Raw genomic sequence first — 16,162 nt, forward strand, 5'->3', positions numbered from 1 at the left:
GCTCGACTTGCATGTGTTAGGCCTGCCGCCAGCGTTCAATCTGAGCCATGATCAAACTCTTCAATTTAAGATTTTGTCGGCTCAATGAATACTGAACATTACATAAAGTAATGTTTGAATTGACTGTGCTCTTATTGGTTTTCACTTTTGAAAAAGTAAAACAAAACAGCTCAAGGCTGCTTCCCAATTCGAATGGTCACTTCGTTTCATTGAAACCTAATTTGATACCGCTTTCCGTTAAGAAAGAAATATCTAATTGGATTATCATCAACGAGTGCCCACACAGATTGATAGGTCTATATTGTTAAAGAGCTTGCTTTACGAGAAGTTTTTCTCTCAAAGCGGAGGTGCATTCTAGCGATTTAGTTGTTAGTGTCAAACACTTTTTTAAACTAATTTTTTGTAGAAGCTTTTTACCTCTTCGACCCTGCTGAAGCCTTGTGACGTCTGCCGTGTCGATGGATGCGCATTATAGGGAGAAGATTTTCTTTGGCAATACTAAAAGTGCATTTTTTCTAAAAAAACATGCCAAATGGATACTTTCCATCCAACCCTAAAATTACCCAGAAATAACACTCAGGATTTATACAATTTACCCACAAAAAGCTGTGGATAACTACTCATCACTATCAAAGAAATAAGAAATACGCGAACGCGGATTTAGATACTCTTTTACTTTATCCGGTAATTTTGACGGATGAATCGCGTTAACTATCTTTATATCTTTTGAGGCAAGATCAATGATTGGCGCTTGCGTCCTTGGTACTGATGGATCGTAAACCAAGACATTCGGGAATAATAAATGCGATGCATTCACTGAGATAACCAGGCCGACCATATTATTAGAAAGCTGAACTACGGTACCCGGAGGAAACACGCCCATAAACTTAATTAGGATGTTCAGGTTCTCTTCTTTATATAGGTGTTTACAGTTCTTATATAAATGAGAGAGTGCGGTATAAGGAATCTTTTGGTCTGAGACTATTGGTGTATGACACAAGTTATCAAACGCATTGGCTACAGCAATAATTTGAGCAAACTCGTTGATCTCATCTCCTTTCAGGCCTTTAGGATAACCAGATCCATCTCTTAGCTCATGGTGCTGCGCGATCACAATTCTCGCGACTTCGGGAAAAGCCTCGATTTGACTCGCAAGATCGACGCCATATTTAGTGTGCAACTTTAAGTAGTTGGTTTCTGGCTCTGTTAGAGGTAGCTGCTTTCTTAATATTGCAGTCGGGATTTTTATTTTCCCGATATCATGGAATAGTGCGGAGAAGGAAAGCTCTTTCAACTGTGCTGCTGAGTACCCTTTAGCACGGCCAATCATCATCGAGATAACAGCCACGTTCAATGAGTGGAAATAAATATCTTCAAACTCATTTTTTCCGTTCATCAGATGTAACGTAACATTATCATCGCACATTAACTTCTCGACGATATCTTCAATAAGAAGCTTTGCTTCATCAACTGCTGCTGTCGGACGGTTACGGATTTTAGTCATGACTGAACGCATACGTGCCAGAGAGCGCTCAAACTCTTTTTCACACTGAATCACGCGTCGACGGTATGCACTTAACTTTTCTATGCGGTTCTGTTTTTCTTGCCACATTTTTTGAGTTTCATGATCTAACGACGCTTCATTTGTTACTCTGTCAGCTTGTCTTTGATCAACAGGGAGTGGAACGGCATCGCTTTGCTCTGGATTAAAGTAAACGAACTTTACGCCGAGGTGGCGAATCATCTCGACTTGCTCTTGGTCTTTAATCTTAAAGCTATTGAGTAGAAAGGGGTGATCGTTCCACTTTAGCGGAAGACGGATATGTAATCCGGGTTGAATACGATCGACCGTTAGTTTAATGGCTGCCACTTATTCACTACTGATTTATATTTCTTAAGAGAGTTAGAATACTAGTAAATTTTGTGAATAAATTCATCAGTAACTATCAAAACATCAAACCGTTATTTCTAAGCGACTCACTTAATTAGATAGAAGTAAGCTACTTTAAGGAGCGATCTGCTTTGCGTATTTTAAGCTTGGCCTCGAACACTGGCTTGTCTATTACTTCTTGATCTTTGACTAGCCCCATTAACGTTTGTACCGCTACACGGGCCATGTCACTGATAGGAAAGTGCACTGCTGATACTGTAGGGTAAAGACTTTCACAAAGATCAACACTGTCAAAGCTAGTTAATGAGATTTGCTCTGGTACAGAAATACTGTGCTCGTGTAAGTACTGCATTGCGCCAACCGTCATTTCTTCACTGCACGAAAAGACAGCCGTCACATCAGGGTGTCGTTGTAAAATTGCAGCCATTGCATCATAACCACTTTGCCGACCATAATTCCCTTCTTCACACCAGCTTTCATCAATATCTATACCAGCATCCTTCATTGCATCAATATACCCAAGCTTTCTCAATACACTGTTATGACGTTGGGATGGACCGGCAATACAAGCAATCTTTCGATGACCACCAGCTAAAAGGTGCTCAACGGCAATACGGCTTGCGTGATGATGGTTAAAGGTAACACAACGCTCCTCTATTCCTTCCACGTAGCGATCCAGGAGAACGAAAGGTGTTGGCTGTTTAGCTAATTCACGTAAGTCATCATCTGACAAATAACGACTATGAAGTACATAGCCGTCACAACGTAAATCATTAAAACGCTGAATTGCCTCTTTTTCACCTTGTGCAGAATGATGGCCTTGAGCTGTAATCAAAAACTTCTTATGAATATCCAGCTCGGTCTGAACCTGCTCCATCATCTCGCCAAAGAAGCCCCCCGTATAGTAAGTCACCAATAACCCAACCATATTACTGGATGAGGTTGCGAGTGAACGAGCAATTGCACTGGGACGATAATTCAATTGCGCCATAGCTTGCTCTACTTTTTTTCGAGTTTCCTCGCGAAATTTCCCCTCTCCATTAATAATTCGAGAAACGGTAGAGCGATTTACACCGGCGAGTTCGGCTACATCTTTAATCCTTGCCATAATGCTATTGGGTCCAACTGCAATTGTTATTAAATATTCGTTTGTATAGAACGGCTGCCAGCAATTCGTAAGGTGCTATAGGGGGCGAAGCTGGCAGCCTTTAATCATACACTGACCATTTGATTGGTAGAAACAAGCTCAGAGTAATCCGTGACAGTTATACCATGATGAGCTAACTGTTCTTTTAAAATGGGAGAGGTAAGAACTTGTAACTCTAGCTCTCGCTGAAGCGCATAACCACTCTTTAAGATAAGCGCCTGATCGGCCTCTGCCGGGTGGCACATCACCTCAACCAAGTCATAGTCAGCTTTTAAGCTCAATAGATGTGCCATTAAGCCATCCAAGCTCACTTTTTGATCATAAAACTCATCAGTAAAGATATACCTGATTGTCATCGATTCTTGACACAAGCCAGTGCCCCGCAGTGGCACTCGGTATTCATTCGCTACTTCTTTAATAACGGGCAAAATTTGAGGGTGAGTATGCGCGTGATGATGGCTATCTAAGTGGCTTAGCTCTAACCCAAGCGATAAAAAATGTTCCACCTGAGCTTTTGCTTCATCATAAACGACCTGAGTTTCGAAGTCCTGCTTACTCCAAAGTTCGTCATAGTTGATAAAGTGCGCTCGGCCGTTAGTCAAGTTACGATGCTTCGTTATAGGCACACCTGCTGTAAACCTAAGATGAACGCCAACTTTCAAGTCTGGATTATGGCGAGCTAGTTCTAAGGCATGTTGCTCAGCATCCATACCCACCATCATGGTGGTTGAATGAACCACACCTTGCTGGTGAGCTTTAACGATGCCGTTATTTACACCTCTCGTTAAACCAAAATCATCAGCATTAAAAATGACTTTCATCGGCGCCCTTCCTTAGTCTTACAACGTCGTTAGTTTAAATTGAGGTAAATACGGAGCGTTCACCGCCAGAATATCATCCAGGATTGACTTGGCGCGGCCAATGTCAGGCACCAATGGGTTATTGGTTAATGCCATAAGCGCCTTGTCATAATTACCTTCGACAGCAGCTTCTATTGTTAGCTGCTCATACGCTTTAACTTGATGGAGTAATCCTTTGATATTGTTTGACAACTCGCCAACCGCAAGAGGTTTCGCCCCCCAGCTACCAATCACGGCACTACATTCAATCACAGCATCGTCAGGTAGGCCGTTGATCGCTCCATTATTTAAAACGTTAACAACATGAATACTATTACGATTGTTATAAATTGAATCAACTAGGTTCAGTGATGCATCAGAATAATAAGCACCACCCCGCTCCTCTAACTCTTTCGGCTTATGATCGAGGGTAGGATCTTGATAGAGCTTAAATAGCGCATTTTCTGTTTCCATTACCTGCTCAGCACGAGTGCCTTTTTCATCGGCACTTTGTTTCTCTTCAGCAAGCATGGCATCAGTTTGGTAGAAGTAACGATGATAAGGACATGGTATCGCCCCCAGTGCTTTTAGAAATGCCGGATCCCACGGCTCTTCCCAGATATTCTTCATACTGAAGTTGGCACCATCACCAACTTTCTCTAATACCGTTTGAGTAATATCTTCCCCATTGAGCCATGCTTTGTGTACCCACACGAGATGGTTTAACCCAGCAAACTCAAGTTGTAGCTCTTTTGGCTCGCACTCCATCATTTCTGCAATCATCATTTCCATTGAAACGGGCACATTGCATAAACCAATACTTTTTACTTTGGTGTACTTACTGACCGCTTCGGAAACTAAACCCGCTGGGTTGGTGAAATTGAGCATCCATGCGTTTGGAGCCAACTCTTCAATGTCTTTACAGATATCAAGAATGACCGGAATGGTTCGCAGTGCTTTAGCAAAACCACCAGGGCCCGTTGTTTCTTGGCCGATGACGTCGTACTTGATTGGGATTCGCTCATCATTAGCGCGAGCAGCAAGGCCACCAACACGAAACTGCGTCATCACAAAATCCGCATCTTTTATCGCAGCACGGCGATCGAAACTGGCTTTTATCTCAATTTTTGCTCCGGCTTTATCGACCATTCGCTGAGCCAATCCTTTGATGATCTCAAGCTTCTCAGCTCCTGACTCAATGTCCACAAAATGAATCTTCCTAACGGGTAAATATTCTAAGCGCTTAATAACCCCTTCAACCAATTCCGGGGTATAGCTACTACCACCGCCAATAATTGCAAGTTTGATCGCCTCTCTAGACATTTTCATCCCCCTTTATTTGTTCGAGATTTTTTTGTTCAGTGCGACGATTTCTACAGCCATCTCTTGAGCCAAAATCGTAGTCATTAGGTGATCTTGAGCATGCACCATCACTAACGTCATCGGGACTTTCCCTTCTCCCTGATCTTCTTCAATAAGCTGAGTCTGTATTAAGTGGGCTTTATTAATGCACTCTCTTGCTTGAGAGAGCTTCTCATCAGCCGCTTCAAAATCTTGTTCTCGAGATAAACGCAATGCCTCGTAGCTTAAACTTCTGGCTTCACCAGCATTGCAAATGATCTCCATTACAACCAATTCTTGTTCCATCATTTTCTCTCCGAAAATCGGGCCGCGGTAATTGCGGCCCATTAAGCACAGTTAAGCAGTAACGCCTTCGCCTGACGGCTGCGTGTCACCTTTAGTTTCCTTCGTCGTTGGTAGTTCTTGCTCCAACATTTGCTTCTCAAACATTTTGAAGAATGGGAAGTAGATGATTAGATCAAGAATTAATAAACCAATGACGAGCAATACTGGCGCAAAGGTCCAACCGCTACCCCACGAAGCACCTATCAGTGCCGGTGTTGTCCAAGGTGTTGTAGCGACACCCATACCCACAAAGCCGACATGCACAGCAAAATACGCAATCGTAGCGTTGATGACTGGAGCGAAGACGAACGGGATAAACAAGGTCGGGTTCATCACAACTGGGCTACCGAAGATCACAGGTTCGTTGATTTGGAAAAAGCCAGGCACCGCACTCATTCGACCAATGCTCTTAAGGTGAACAGAACGGCTAAACGACATCAGCATAACAAGAGCAAGTGTTGCACCAGAGCCGCCAATAAAGATGTAAAAATCCCAGAACGGTTGAGTAAATACGTTTGGAATCGGTTCACCTGCAACAAAGGCTTCAATGTTGGCACCAATGTTGGTCAAAAAGATTGGAGAAAGCAGTCCAACAACAATTGCAGCACCATGAATACCCGCAAACCAAAGCAGCTGGCAAAGCAATAAAGCGCCAATAATGGCAGGCAATGAGTTAGACGCACTAATTAGCGGTTTAAAGATCGCCATAACAGCATCTGGAATCAGCATGTCGTACTGGGTTTGTACGAAAAGGCTAAGTGGATATAAGGTAATGAATATCGCTAAGACTGGTAGCAATACTTCAAATGATCGCGCAATCGCCGGTGGCACCTGCTCTGGCATGCGAATCGTAATATTGTGCTTTTTCATAAAACGGTAGAGCTCCACCGAGAAAAATGCACACATCACTGCGGTGAAGATCCCGGTTCCGCCCATGTGAGACATAGACAACGCGCCATCTTTAGCTGGGGCCGCAATGAGTAAAAAAGACATTAGTGACAATACAGCACTCGTGATCCCATCCATCTTGTAAGCCTTCGCTAAACTATAAGCAACGCCCAGCGAAACAAAAATGGTCATGATCCCCATCGACATGTTGTAGGGCATCATTATGGTATCAAAATGTGTAGTGGCGAAATCGAGCCAAATTCGACCAAAAGTAAAGGTTGTATCTTCGGCAAATGGGGGGAATGCAAAAATCAAAATGAAACTACCGACAATAATAAACGGCATTGCGACAATAAAACCGTCTCTCATTGCGCGAACATGGGGCTGATTCCCCACTTTAGCTGCTATAGGGGCTATATGCTTTTCGACTGCGCCTATAATTGCGTCATAAAGCTTCATAGAATCCATCCTTATTTTAGGCAAAAGAATCCCGCATCAAATATTTATATTTGATGTACAGTTATCTTTTTAATTTAAAACTATAGTTTAGTTAATTAATTCTAATGCTTGCTCTAGTACTTCTTCTCCCTTCATCATTCCATAATGCTGAGGAGAAATAGCATCAATGTTTTTACCATGCTCTTGCGCCGTTTTTCTTAGCTCTTCTAGCTGAAAGCGTACTTGAGGCCCGAGAAGACAAACATCGTACTCTTTAATTGCATCTTCAAACGCATTCACTGACATTGCATCAATTTTGCACTCAATACCTTTATTTTCAGCAGCTTGCTCCATTTTCTTAACAAGCATACTGGTGGACATCCCTGCGCTACAGCATAAAAGGATCTTTTTCATAGCCTTACTCCCGTTGTGTAAATTTCAACCTGCAAAAACTGTAGCAAAAATAACCAAGACAAAAAAGCGCAACCGGTTGCATTATTCGTGAACACAATCCCAATTTAGAAAATACCACCTATTTTTTTGTAATTATTTAGGTCTAGGATAAAAGTCATAAAATAATTTAAGACATCACATTAAGTTTCAAGTTATCAATATTTTACTACTGACAACGTCGTTATTAATTTCTTAAAAGGAATAGAGAATGAAATTTAATAAATTGGCTATTGCAACGCTTGTAAGTGCCGCACTATCACAACACTCATTTGCTCAAACCGACTCTAAAGGCACAATTTATCTAACGTTTGATGATGGACCAATCAATGCATCTATTGACGTTATTCAAGTACTTAACCAGGAAGATATCAAAGCGACGTTTTACTTTAATGCTTGGCATTTAGATGGAATTGGTGATGAGAATGAAGACCGTTCCCTAGAAGCCTTAAAGCTCGCATTAGACACTGGTCATATTGTTGCGAACCACAGTTACGATCACATGGTGCACAACTGCGTGGATGAGTTTGGACCGAACAGTGCTGCGGAGTGTAATGCGACCGGGGACCACCAGCTTAACTCGTATCAAGACCCTGTTTACGATGCCTCAATGTTTACGGAAAACTTATCTGTGTTAGCAAAGTATTTGCCGAACATTACAAGCTACCCGAACTACAAGGCAACAGAATTTGCTAGACTGCCCTACACCAACGGTTGGCGAGTGACGAAAGACTTCAAAGCAGATGGGTTATGTGCCACGTCTGATGACCTGAAACCTTGGGAACCAGGATATGTATGCGATACATCCAACCCATCCAACAGTGTAAAAGCAGCTATCGAGGTTCAAAATATCCTAGCGAATAACGGCTATCAAACTCATGGTTGGGATGTGGACTGGGCACCTGAAAATTGGGGCATTGAAATGCCAGCAAACAGCCTTACAGAAGCAGAAGCATTTCTTGGATATGTGGATTCCGCGTTAAACACTTGTGCACCAACAACGATTAACCCGATCAACTCCAAAGCTCAAGAGTTCCCATGTGGTACACCTTTACACGCCGATAAAGTTATCGTATTAACTCACGAGTTCCTATTTGAAGATGGTAAGCGTGGCATGGGTGCAACGCAAAACCTACCTAAGCTCGCTAAGTTTATACAGTTAGCAAAACAAGCGGGTTATGACTTCGACACAATGGATAACTACACACCGAACTGGCAAGTTGGTCATAACTACGACGCTGGCGATTACGTCTTACACCTAGGTACTGTATACCAGGCTGTAACAAACCATGCTGCACAACAAGATTGGGCACCGTCTCCAACCTCTAGCCTCTGGACAAATGCAGACCCAGCCACTAACTGGACTCAGAATGTTTCCTATAAACAAGGTGATGTGGTGACTTATCAAGGTTTGCGTTATCTAGTTGATGTACCGCACGTGTCCCAAGCAGACTGGACTCCGAACACTCAAAATACCTTGTTCACAGCTCTATAGGCTGTTCCTACTATCACCATGTAGTAGTTTGCGCGAGGCATACCCCTCGCGCTTTTTTGTTTTGAAGATCCAGATACAACAAAGCCCCGACTTTCATCGAGGCTCTGTCTTAAAATATGGTACCGGTGGACGGAGTTGATTGGACTGGCATTCCTGCCGCCACCGCGAAGGCAACGCTAACTTTCTTTTGATATTTACGAACACCTAAAACGACGAAAGGCCGCTATAAAAGCGACCTTTCTATGTATGGTACCGGTGGGCGGACTTGAACCGCCACGCCCGAAGGCAACGGATTTTGAATCCGTCGTGTATACCAATTTCACCACACCGGCATCTTTGGGCTATTGCCCTTTGATGGTTGGCATTATACGTAAGCTTTTGACCTGCGCAAGCAGAAATACCTTAAATAACTATCGTTTGCTGATAATTTCGCCACAAAGTGTGACAAAGCTGTACTCATAAGAAACGTACGCTCCATTTTCTACTACTCTTCCAGATGAAAATGAGTATACGAAACTCTTTTTAAGTTCTATTCACTGTAATATCAGAAACATAACCATTCCCAATGCTCGACAACGCATTATGGAGCATCTCTGCGGCATCTTCTGCTTGCATGAAGTGACTCGTGTCCATCGTATTGCCGCTTGTTTTCCAGAATTCCGTATCCATTCCACCAGGATAAACCGCGATGATTTTCATAGGTTTTCCTTTTAGCTCCAAACGAACCGACTCAATTAATCCTTTGACGGCCCATTTCACTGCACAATACGTAGACTCTTGCGCTTTAGGTTGTTGCGCGGCTGTAGACATGATCATGACCACTTTTATTGGATGATCTTTGTAACGCTTTACTAACTCTCTTAACACATGAATCGCAGAATTCAGGTTGTTATCAATCAACTTTTGAATCTCTTCCGGCTCCTGCTCTTCCAGTAAGCCAAAATAACCACTTCCCGCACTATGAATGACCATTTCAGGGGACTGTTTCACCCCATCAAAGAGCTGTTTCACATTTTGGTGCAATGAGAGGTTGCAAGCTTGATAACCAACGTTATGAGAGAGTTGTTTTGCTAGTGCGGATAGTTTTTCTGTATTTCTTCCTATTACATACGTCTCTTTGCCTTCCGCATCATAACGCTTTGCTAGTTCCGCCCCTAAGCCGCTACTTGCACCTGTAATTACAATCATGCGCTACCTCTTTTCAATCACATACTTTTAATTCATCTATCAATTAAGGTAACAGAATCGTGGTAATTCACACCTCAAGAGCACCATTCTTTGAAGCAAGCAGCTTTCTTACTTTCGTGATGCATGAAATATCAAGCAGAACGACGGGCATTTAACCTATGCTTAAGCAAGAATAACTTTCTGAATTTTCTATCGACTTTCTAGTGAGAACTGAATAGGAGCAAAGAATGACTGGGTCAAAATGGCAGTGGTTACTGAAACAGATGACACGAAAACTGTGGGTCCGGACGTCACTCTACGCATTACTAGCTGTTGCTACCGCCTTAATGTCGATTGTTTTAAACCAGTTCATTACTCTGCCCCCTGCCATCAACGTCAGCAAGGATTTGTTGAACAACATATTAAATATCCTCGCAACCTCCATGCTTGCAGTGACTACATTCTCTCTCAATATTATGGTCTCAGCGTACAGTGCCGCTAGTGCAGGGGTAACGCCGCGAGCGACAAAACTGTTGATGGAAGACAGCACAACACAAAATGCCTTAGCAACCTTTCTTGGCTCTTTTCTATTTAGTTTGGTAGGAATTATCGCGCTAGGTATTGGGGCCTATCATCAACAAGCACAAATTTATCTATTCATCGTGACTATCGCCGTAATCGTGATGATCATACTCACTCTGCTACGTTGGATTCAGCACCTTTCCGTACTAGGAAGGGTCAGTGAAACCACTTCATACGTAGAGCAAGCCTTGTTAGATGCGATAAGAAAACGGGGTAAAGAGCGCTGGCTAGGTGCCCACCCATGGAGCCACCCAGAGCATAAGCCCAGAGGAAGTAAACCTATTTTGAGCCAAGAAATTGGCTACTTACAGCATGTTGATATGCATCACCTCGATAGTATTGCTGAAGCAAACCAATGCACCATCTACCTTGAGCGACAACCGGGAAGTTTTGTGTACGTAGGTCAACCATTGGCTTGGGTTTGTGGAGAGTTGCCAGACGAAAGCGAAGTAACGGCAGCCTTCACGATTCGAACGGAGCGTTCATATGATCAGGACCCTCGCTTTGGTTTAGTCGTTATGGCGGAAATCGCCTCACGAGCACTATCTCCGGCTGTAAATGATAATGGCACCGCGATTGACGTTCTTGGGCGTTCTGTACGATCACTTTCATTATGGGGAGACCTACTCAGTGAGCCGCCTACCAAAACTCGATATCCTAGACTATTTGTGCCCGCATTGAGCTGCCAGGATTTGTTTGATGATGTCTTTTTGCCGATAGCACACGATGGTGCAGCGCAACTCCAAATACAGATTCGCCTACAAAAGGCCTTGCTAGCTCTCTCTAGTATGCACCCTAAGTTATTTTTGTCACCAGCAATCAAGCTGTCAGAAAAAGCTTTAGAGCTTTCATTAAGCCAACATTATACCGAAGATGAGAAACACCAACTCTCTCAGCTATCTAATCTGGTCACAGACCAAAAAGCCAATGGTTAAGAGAGTCGAATTCAGTTGAAACATATTGCTGCACGGCCTCGTGTATCATGACATGTGCTGATAACGTAGGGCAGAAAAGTCTCTTCGTTTATACACAATTAAAGACTCTGTGCGTTAGGTCTCTTTTCTCTTGGTGAGGGAATCTATATTCTGACGCACAATTTTTAAGGTAAGTGATGGAATAATGACAACGTCTACAACTCTTCCACCTGCTGGTCTCTTTCGTCGACTTGCAGCGTTGATTTACGACACATTGATTATTATCGCAATTGAAATGATGGCCGCTGGTATTGTTATGGCCGTTGTGTTTGCACTAAATGCAGCAGGATTGTTGAGCTATGGCGAGTACGCTGATGCCGCAGATATGCTCGGAAAGCACCCTGTATTGAGCCCTCTATTTACACTTTATCTTGCGGGTGTGTGGATATATTTCTTTGTGTTCTTCTGGACGCGAGCAGGACAAACTCTTGGGATGCGCGCTTGGAAGCTTCGAGTTCGCAATGCCAAAGACGGTGCACCAATTACGGTAACTCAAGCTCTAATTCGTATTTCGACATCTGGCTTTGGCTTGGCAAATCTGACTGTACCGATTGATCCGAAGAAACGTGGTTTCCACGACATTTGGGCCAAAACAGAGGTTGTTGTATTACCTAAGGCAAATTAACTTGTCTAGGAACACAAAAAAGGAAGGCGTAATGCCTTCCTTTTACATTTGGTTCGGTAAAACTTGGTTTATTCGATGATGCTTCAGTTATAGCTTTCTTCGTAGCAGTGCAATCGCAATAGCTAAGAACACCAAACTCGGGGCCAAAGCACCAAACACTGGGGATATGCCATACACCAAGCTTAATGGGCCAAAGAACTCACTGGATATGTAAAAAGTAAACCCGGCAACCACGCCCGACAATACCCTTGCCCCCATGGTCACGCTTCTGAGTGGCCCGAAAACAAAAGATAGCGCCATTAACATCATCACAGCAATTGAAAGCGGCTGAGTCAACTTACGCCAAAACGCCAACTCATAGCGAGATGCATCTTGTTCCGATGCTTTTAGGTAAGTCACATAATCATACAAACCGCTCAGTGACAGTTCTTCTGGCTTCACGGTCACCACGGCTAGCTTATCTGGTGCCAAAGAGGTGTGCCACTCCATCTGTTCGATGTCTTGCTTCGAAATTACGTTTTCATTTTCCATGTCCGTAATTTGTACGTAGCGCATCAGCCAGTTGTTATCTTGTTGGTAGTCGACTTCTTCGGCGAAAATAACTTTTTGTAGATTCTTATCATCATCAAAACGCCACATATTTAAAGCATAAAGCTTGTCGTCTTCGACTTTACCTATAAAGATAAAGTCGTTTGCGTCACGAGCCCACACACCTGAGCGCACAGACACAATGCTACCACCTGATATCGCAAACGCACGTAAGTCACGGGCCATCTTCTGGGCCTCAGGAGCGCCCCATTGACCTAACGCCATAACGACAATCATGAGCGGGACGGCCGTTTTTAGTACCGATAACCCGATATCCAGCTTAGAGAAACCAGCAGCTTGCATCACCACCAGCTCAGAGCTTGAAGCCAACATACCTAAGCCGATCAGGGCACCGAGTAATGCCGCCATTGGAAAGAACATTTCGATATCACGCGGCACACTGAGTAACACAAAGTACAACGCATGAGTGAGGTCGTACACACCTCGCCCTACTTTACGTAGCTGTTCTACATATTTGATGATGCCCGATAAGCCAACAAACGTCGCTAAAACCAAGGCAGTGGTAGAGATGATGGTTCTACCGATGTAAAGGTCTAAGATTTTGAACACAGCTTACGCGAGCCTCTTCTTGCGGAATTTGTCTTTTATTCGTCTAGCAGCAACGCTGTCCATCATATTCGCCATGATAGCAACAATCAGCAACATCGCATTGATTGGCCACATACCAATAGCAGCCGGGATGTCACCATCTTCTAATGCAGATTTGGTTGCACTGATCGCCAAGAAATACGCTAGGTAGATCAGAATCGCAGGCCCCATTTTGGCAAACCGTCCCTGACGCGGATTCACCGCAGACAAAGGAATAACGAGCATTGTTAAGAGTGGAATACACACAAATAACGAAATTCGCCATTGTAGCTCCGCTTGCGCCTCTGGATCTGGGTGACCTATCAAGTCAACCGTTGGGTATGCTTCCCAGTCTCGCCCTTTCTTTTTGACCTCACGTTGGCCGATAACACCTTCGTATTCATCGAATTTCGTGATCATATATTCAACGCGAGTAGGCACACCTTCATAACGCGTACCTTCTTTCATAGTGATGATCTGACGACCGTCCGAAAGCTCTTTTACCTCACCAGAAGATGAGAACATCACACTCGGTAACACCGAATCTCGAGGGCGCATCTGCGCAACAAAAACGTTGCTCAAGGTATTGTCTTTAATGTCATCGATGAACACAACCGATGAACCGTCTGGTGTACCTTGGAACTGACCTTTTTTAAGTAGGTCAACGCTGTTTTCTGACGCTACCTGCTCATAAAGCTGCTCAACGCGGTCTTGAGACCACGGCGATAGCCACAACGCATTGAAAGCCGCCACCGCTGAAGTAATCAACGCTAGGTATAAGGCCGCTTGAACCAAGAATTTATTACCAATTCCTGTCGCGTTCATTACGACAATTTCGCTCTCTGCATACAGACGACCAAATGTGATCAATATGCCGATATACAGACTTAAAGGCAGCATTAACAGACCCATTGCTGGCATGTTCAAACCAACAATCGAGAAAATCAATCCAGCAGGAATATCCCCGTCAGAAGCATCAGCAAGAACACTTATGAATTTCTGGCTTACAAACACCAAAAAAAGTACGAAAAAAATCGCAAATTGGCTCTTGAGTGTTTCGCGGATCAAATATCTAACAATAATCACGCTGAAATTACCTATACAAAACTTGTTTTTTTGGTCGAATCACTATAGTTTCCCGTTGAACCATTTATTTTTTTAAAAATTATAAACTAGATGTTAGTCGCTTAATCAGCTCTGCATGTAAGCCTGGAGCTAAAATTCAACAAGTAAGCGATCATTATCTAACATTTAGAGCAATTTGTCTTCAGGATGTAGGAGTACGCATGGAGTTCAGTGTAAAAAGTGGCAGTCCAGAGAAACAACGTAGCGCATGTATCGTTGTTGGTGTGTTTGAACCACGTCGCCTTTCTCCAGTAGCCGAACAACTTGATAAAATCAGTGACGGTTACATCAGTTCACTACTTCGCCGTGGTGATCTAGAGGGTAAACCTGGTCAGATGCTGCTACTGCATCAAGTACCAGGTGTTTTGTCAGAGCGCGTTTTACTTGTCGGTTGCGGCAAAGAGCGTGAACTTGGCGAGCGCCAGTACAAGGAAATCATTCAAAAGACGATCAGCACACTTAACGAGACAGGCTCAATGGAAGCGGTATGTTTCCTAACTGAACTGCATGTTAAGGGTCGTGATACATACTGGAAAGTGCGCCAGGCTGTAGAAGCGACTAAAGATGGTCTATACACATTTAATCAATTCAAGAGCGTGAAACCTGAGACTCGCCGCCCACTGCGCAAGCTTGTTTTCAACGTACCAACGCGTCGTGAATTGAACTTGGGTGAAAAAGCAATCACTCATGGTCTTGCTATCGCATCAGGTGTCAAAGCCTCAAAAGACCTTGGCAACATGCCGCCAAACGTAGCTAATCCAGCTTACCTTGCTTCTCAAGCTCGTCGTCTAGCGGACGATTACGAAACCGTAACCACCAAAATCATTGGTGAGCAAGAGATGGAAAAACTGGGTATGACCTCTTACCTAGCAGTAGGCCGTGGTTCTAAAAACGAATCTATGATGTCTATCATCGAGTACAAAGGTAACCCTGACTCAGATGCAAAACCGATTGTGCTCGTAGGTAAAGGTCTAACCTTCGACTCAGGCGGTATCTCTCTAAAGCCGGGCGAAGGTATGGATGAGATGAAGTACGACATGTGTGGTGCGGCATCGGTATTCGGTACAATGAAAGCGCTAGCGAAGCTAAACCTACCAATCAACGTTATTGGTGTTCTAGCGGGCTGTGAAAACATGCCTGGCAGCAACGCTTACCGTCCAGGTGACATCCTAACGACCATGTCTGGTCAAACTGTAGAAGTTCTGAACACGGATGCTGAAGGCCGTCTTGTTCTTTGTGACGCACTGACTTACGTAGAGCGTTTCGAACCAGACTGCGTGGTTGACGTTGCAACGCTAACTGGTGCTTGTGTTATCGCACTAGGCCACCATATCAGCGGCGTAATCTCTAACCACAACCCTCTTTCTCATGAGCTAGTAAACGCTTCTGAGCAAGCGAGTGACCGTGCATGGCGTCTACCAATGGCAGACGAGTACCACGAACAGTTGAAAAGCCCGTTTGCGGATATGGCAAACATTGGTGGTCGCCCTGGTGGCACAATTACTGCGGGTTGCTTCTTATCTAAGTTCGCGAAGAAGTACAACTGGGCACACGTCGATATCGCAGGTACCGCGTGGAAATCAGGCGCAGCGAAAGGCTCAACGGGCCGTCCTGTCTCAATGCTTGTCCAATTCCTTTTGAACCGCAGCGGCCAAGAGACAGAAGAGTAATTTCTGAAC

The 16,162-nt window shown here is 43.9% G+C and carries 14 protein-coding genes, 1 tRNA gene and 1 rRNA gene; 4 read left to right on the plus strand and 12 right to left on the minus strand.

What is annotated here, in order from left to right; translation table 11 throughout:
* The 8 genes from R7Q38_RS17485 to R7Q38_RS17520 all read right to left on the minus strand — a co-directional run.
* Positions 1-67 (minus strand): 16S ribosomal RNA (locus R7Q38_RS17485); the annotation flags it as partial.
* Between the two features lie 549 nt (positions 68-616).
* On the minus strand, positions 617-1,870 hold the full coding sequence (locus R7Q38_RS17490; RefSeq protein ID WP_005381029.1) for an HD-GYP domain-containing protein: 1,254 nt from the start codon (positions 1,868-1,870) through the stop codon (positions 617-619).
* 130 nt (positions 1,871-2,000) lie between these two features.
* The gene (locus R7Q38_RS17495) at positions 2,001-2,999 is read right to left on the minus strand and encodes a LacI family DNA-binding transcriptional regulator (RefSeq protein ID WP_005381031.1); all 999 of its coding nucleotides are present in this window, start codon (positions 2,997-2,999) and stop codon (positions 2,001-2,003) included.
* A gap of 104 nt (positions 3,000-3,103) precedes the next feature.
* The gene (gene chbG, locus R7Q38_RS17500) at positions 3,104-3,859 is read right to left on the minus strand and encodes a chitin disaccharide deacetylase (RefSeq protein ID WP_238843939.1); all 756 of its coding nucleotides are present in this window, start codon (positions 3,857-3,859) and stop codon (positions 3,104-3,106) included.
* An 18-nt stretch (positions 3,860-3,877) separates the two neighbouring features.
* Positions 3,878-5,200 carry a 6-phospho-beta-glucosidase gene (locus R7Q38_RS17505; RefSeq protein ID WP_054579417.1) on the minus strand — a complete coding sequence of 441 codons (1,323 nt, stop codon included), beginning with the start codon at positions 5,198-5,200 and terminating at the stop codon, positions 3,878-3,880.
* 12 nt (positions 5,201-5,212) lie between these two features.
* The gene (locus tag R7Q38_RS17510) at positions 5,213-5,524 is read right to left on the minus strand and encodes a PTS lactose/cellobiose transporter subunit IIA (protein WP_031777269.1); all 312 of its coding nucleotides are present in this window, start codon (positions 5,522-5,524) and stop codon (positions 5,213-5,215) included.
* A 51-nt stretch (positions 5,525-5,575) separates the two neighbouring features.
* Entirely contained in the window at positions 5,576-6,910 is a 1,335-nt protein-coding gene (locus R7Q38_RS17515) for a PTS sugar transporter subunit IIC (protein ID WP_005381064.1), read from the minus strand.
* Between the two features lie 87 nt (positions 6,911-6,997).
* Positions 6,998-7,303, minus strand: coding sequence for a PTS sugar transporter subunit IIB (locus R7Q38_RS17520; protein WP_025767645.1), 306 nt, complete (start codon positions 7,301-7,303; stop codon positions 6,998-7,000).
* A 247-nt stretch (positions 7,304-7,550) separates the two neighbouring features.
* Between R7Q38_RS17520 and R7Q38_RS17525 the strand changes: the two genes are divergently transcribed.
* Positions 7,551-8,834, plus strand: a complete 1,284-nt coding sequence (locus tag R7Q38_RS17525) for a carbohydrate-binding protein (RefSeq protein WP_151514326.1) — start codon at positions 7,551-7,553, stop codon at positions 8,832-8,834.
* A gap of 247 nt (positions 8,835-9,081) precedes the next feature.
* On the opposite strand, the gene R7Q38_RS17530 is transcribed toward R7Q38_RS17525, so the two are convergent.
* A tRNA-Leu gene (locus tag R7Q38_RS17530) sits at positions 9,082-9,166 on the minus strand.
* Between the two features lie 190 nt (positions 9,167-9,356).
* Complete coding sequence (locus R7Q38_RS17535; RefSeq protein ID WP_213886858.1) at positions 9,357-10,022, minus strand: SDR family NAD(P)-dependent oxidoreductase; 666 nt, start codon at positions 10,020-10,022, stop codon at positions 9,357-9,359.
* A 227-nt stretch (positions 10,023-10,249) separates the two neighbouring features.
* Here R7Q38_RS17535 and R7Q38_RS17540 point away from each other — a divergent pair, with 227 nt between their 5' ends.
* On the plus strand, positions 10,250-11,518 hold the full coding sequence (locus R7Q38_RS17540) for a DUF2254 domain-containing protein (RefSeq protein ID WP_262591872.1): 1,269 nt from the start codon (positions 10,250-10,252) through the stop codon (positions 11,516-11,518).
* 184 nt (positions 11,519-11,702) lie between these two features.
* On the plus strand, positions 11,703-12,182 hold the full coding sequence (locus R7Q38_RS17545) for an RDD family protein (RefSeq protein WP_005381070.1): 480 nt from the start codon (positions 11,703-11,705) through the stop codon (positions 12,180-12,182).
* 87 nt (positions 12,183-12,269) lie between these two features.
* On the opposite strand, the gene lptG is transcribed toward R7Q38_RS17545, so the two are convergent.
* Together lptG and lptF are read right to left on the minus strand one after the other, a co-directional pair.
* Positions 12,270-13,340 carry an LPS export ABC transporter permease LptG gene (gene lptG, locus R7Q38_RS17550; RefSeq protein WP_005381071.1) on the minus strand — a complete coding sequence of 357 codons (1,071 nt, stop codon included), beginning with the start codon at positions 13,338-13,340 and terminating at the stop codon, positions 12,270-12,272.
* Between the two features lie 3 nt (positions 13,341-13,343).
* Positions 13,344-14,444, minus strand: coding sequence for an LPS export ABC transporter permease LptF (gene lptF, locus R7Q38_RS17555; RefSeq protein WP_005381072.1), 1,101 nt, complete (start codon positions 14,442-14,444; stop codon positions 13,344-13,346).
* Between the two features lie 200 nt (positions 14,445-14,644).
* On the opposite strand from lptF, the gene pepA reads away from it, so the two are divergent.
* A complete protein-coding gene (pepA, locus tag R7Q38_RS17560; protein WP_005381073.1) occupies positions 14,645-16,153 on the plus strand; it encodes a leucyl aminopeptidase in 1,509 nt (502 codons plus the stop codon).
* Positions 16,154-16,162 lie beyond the last annotated feature (9 nt).

The sequence above is a fragment of the Vibrio sp. Vb0598 genome (assembly GCF_033338935.1).
Taxonomy (GTDB): Bacteria; Pseudomonadota; Gammaproteobacteria; order Enterobacterales; family Vibrionaceae; genus Vibrio; species Vibrio alginolyticus.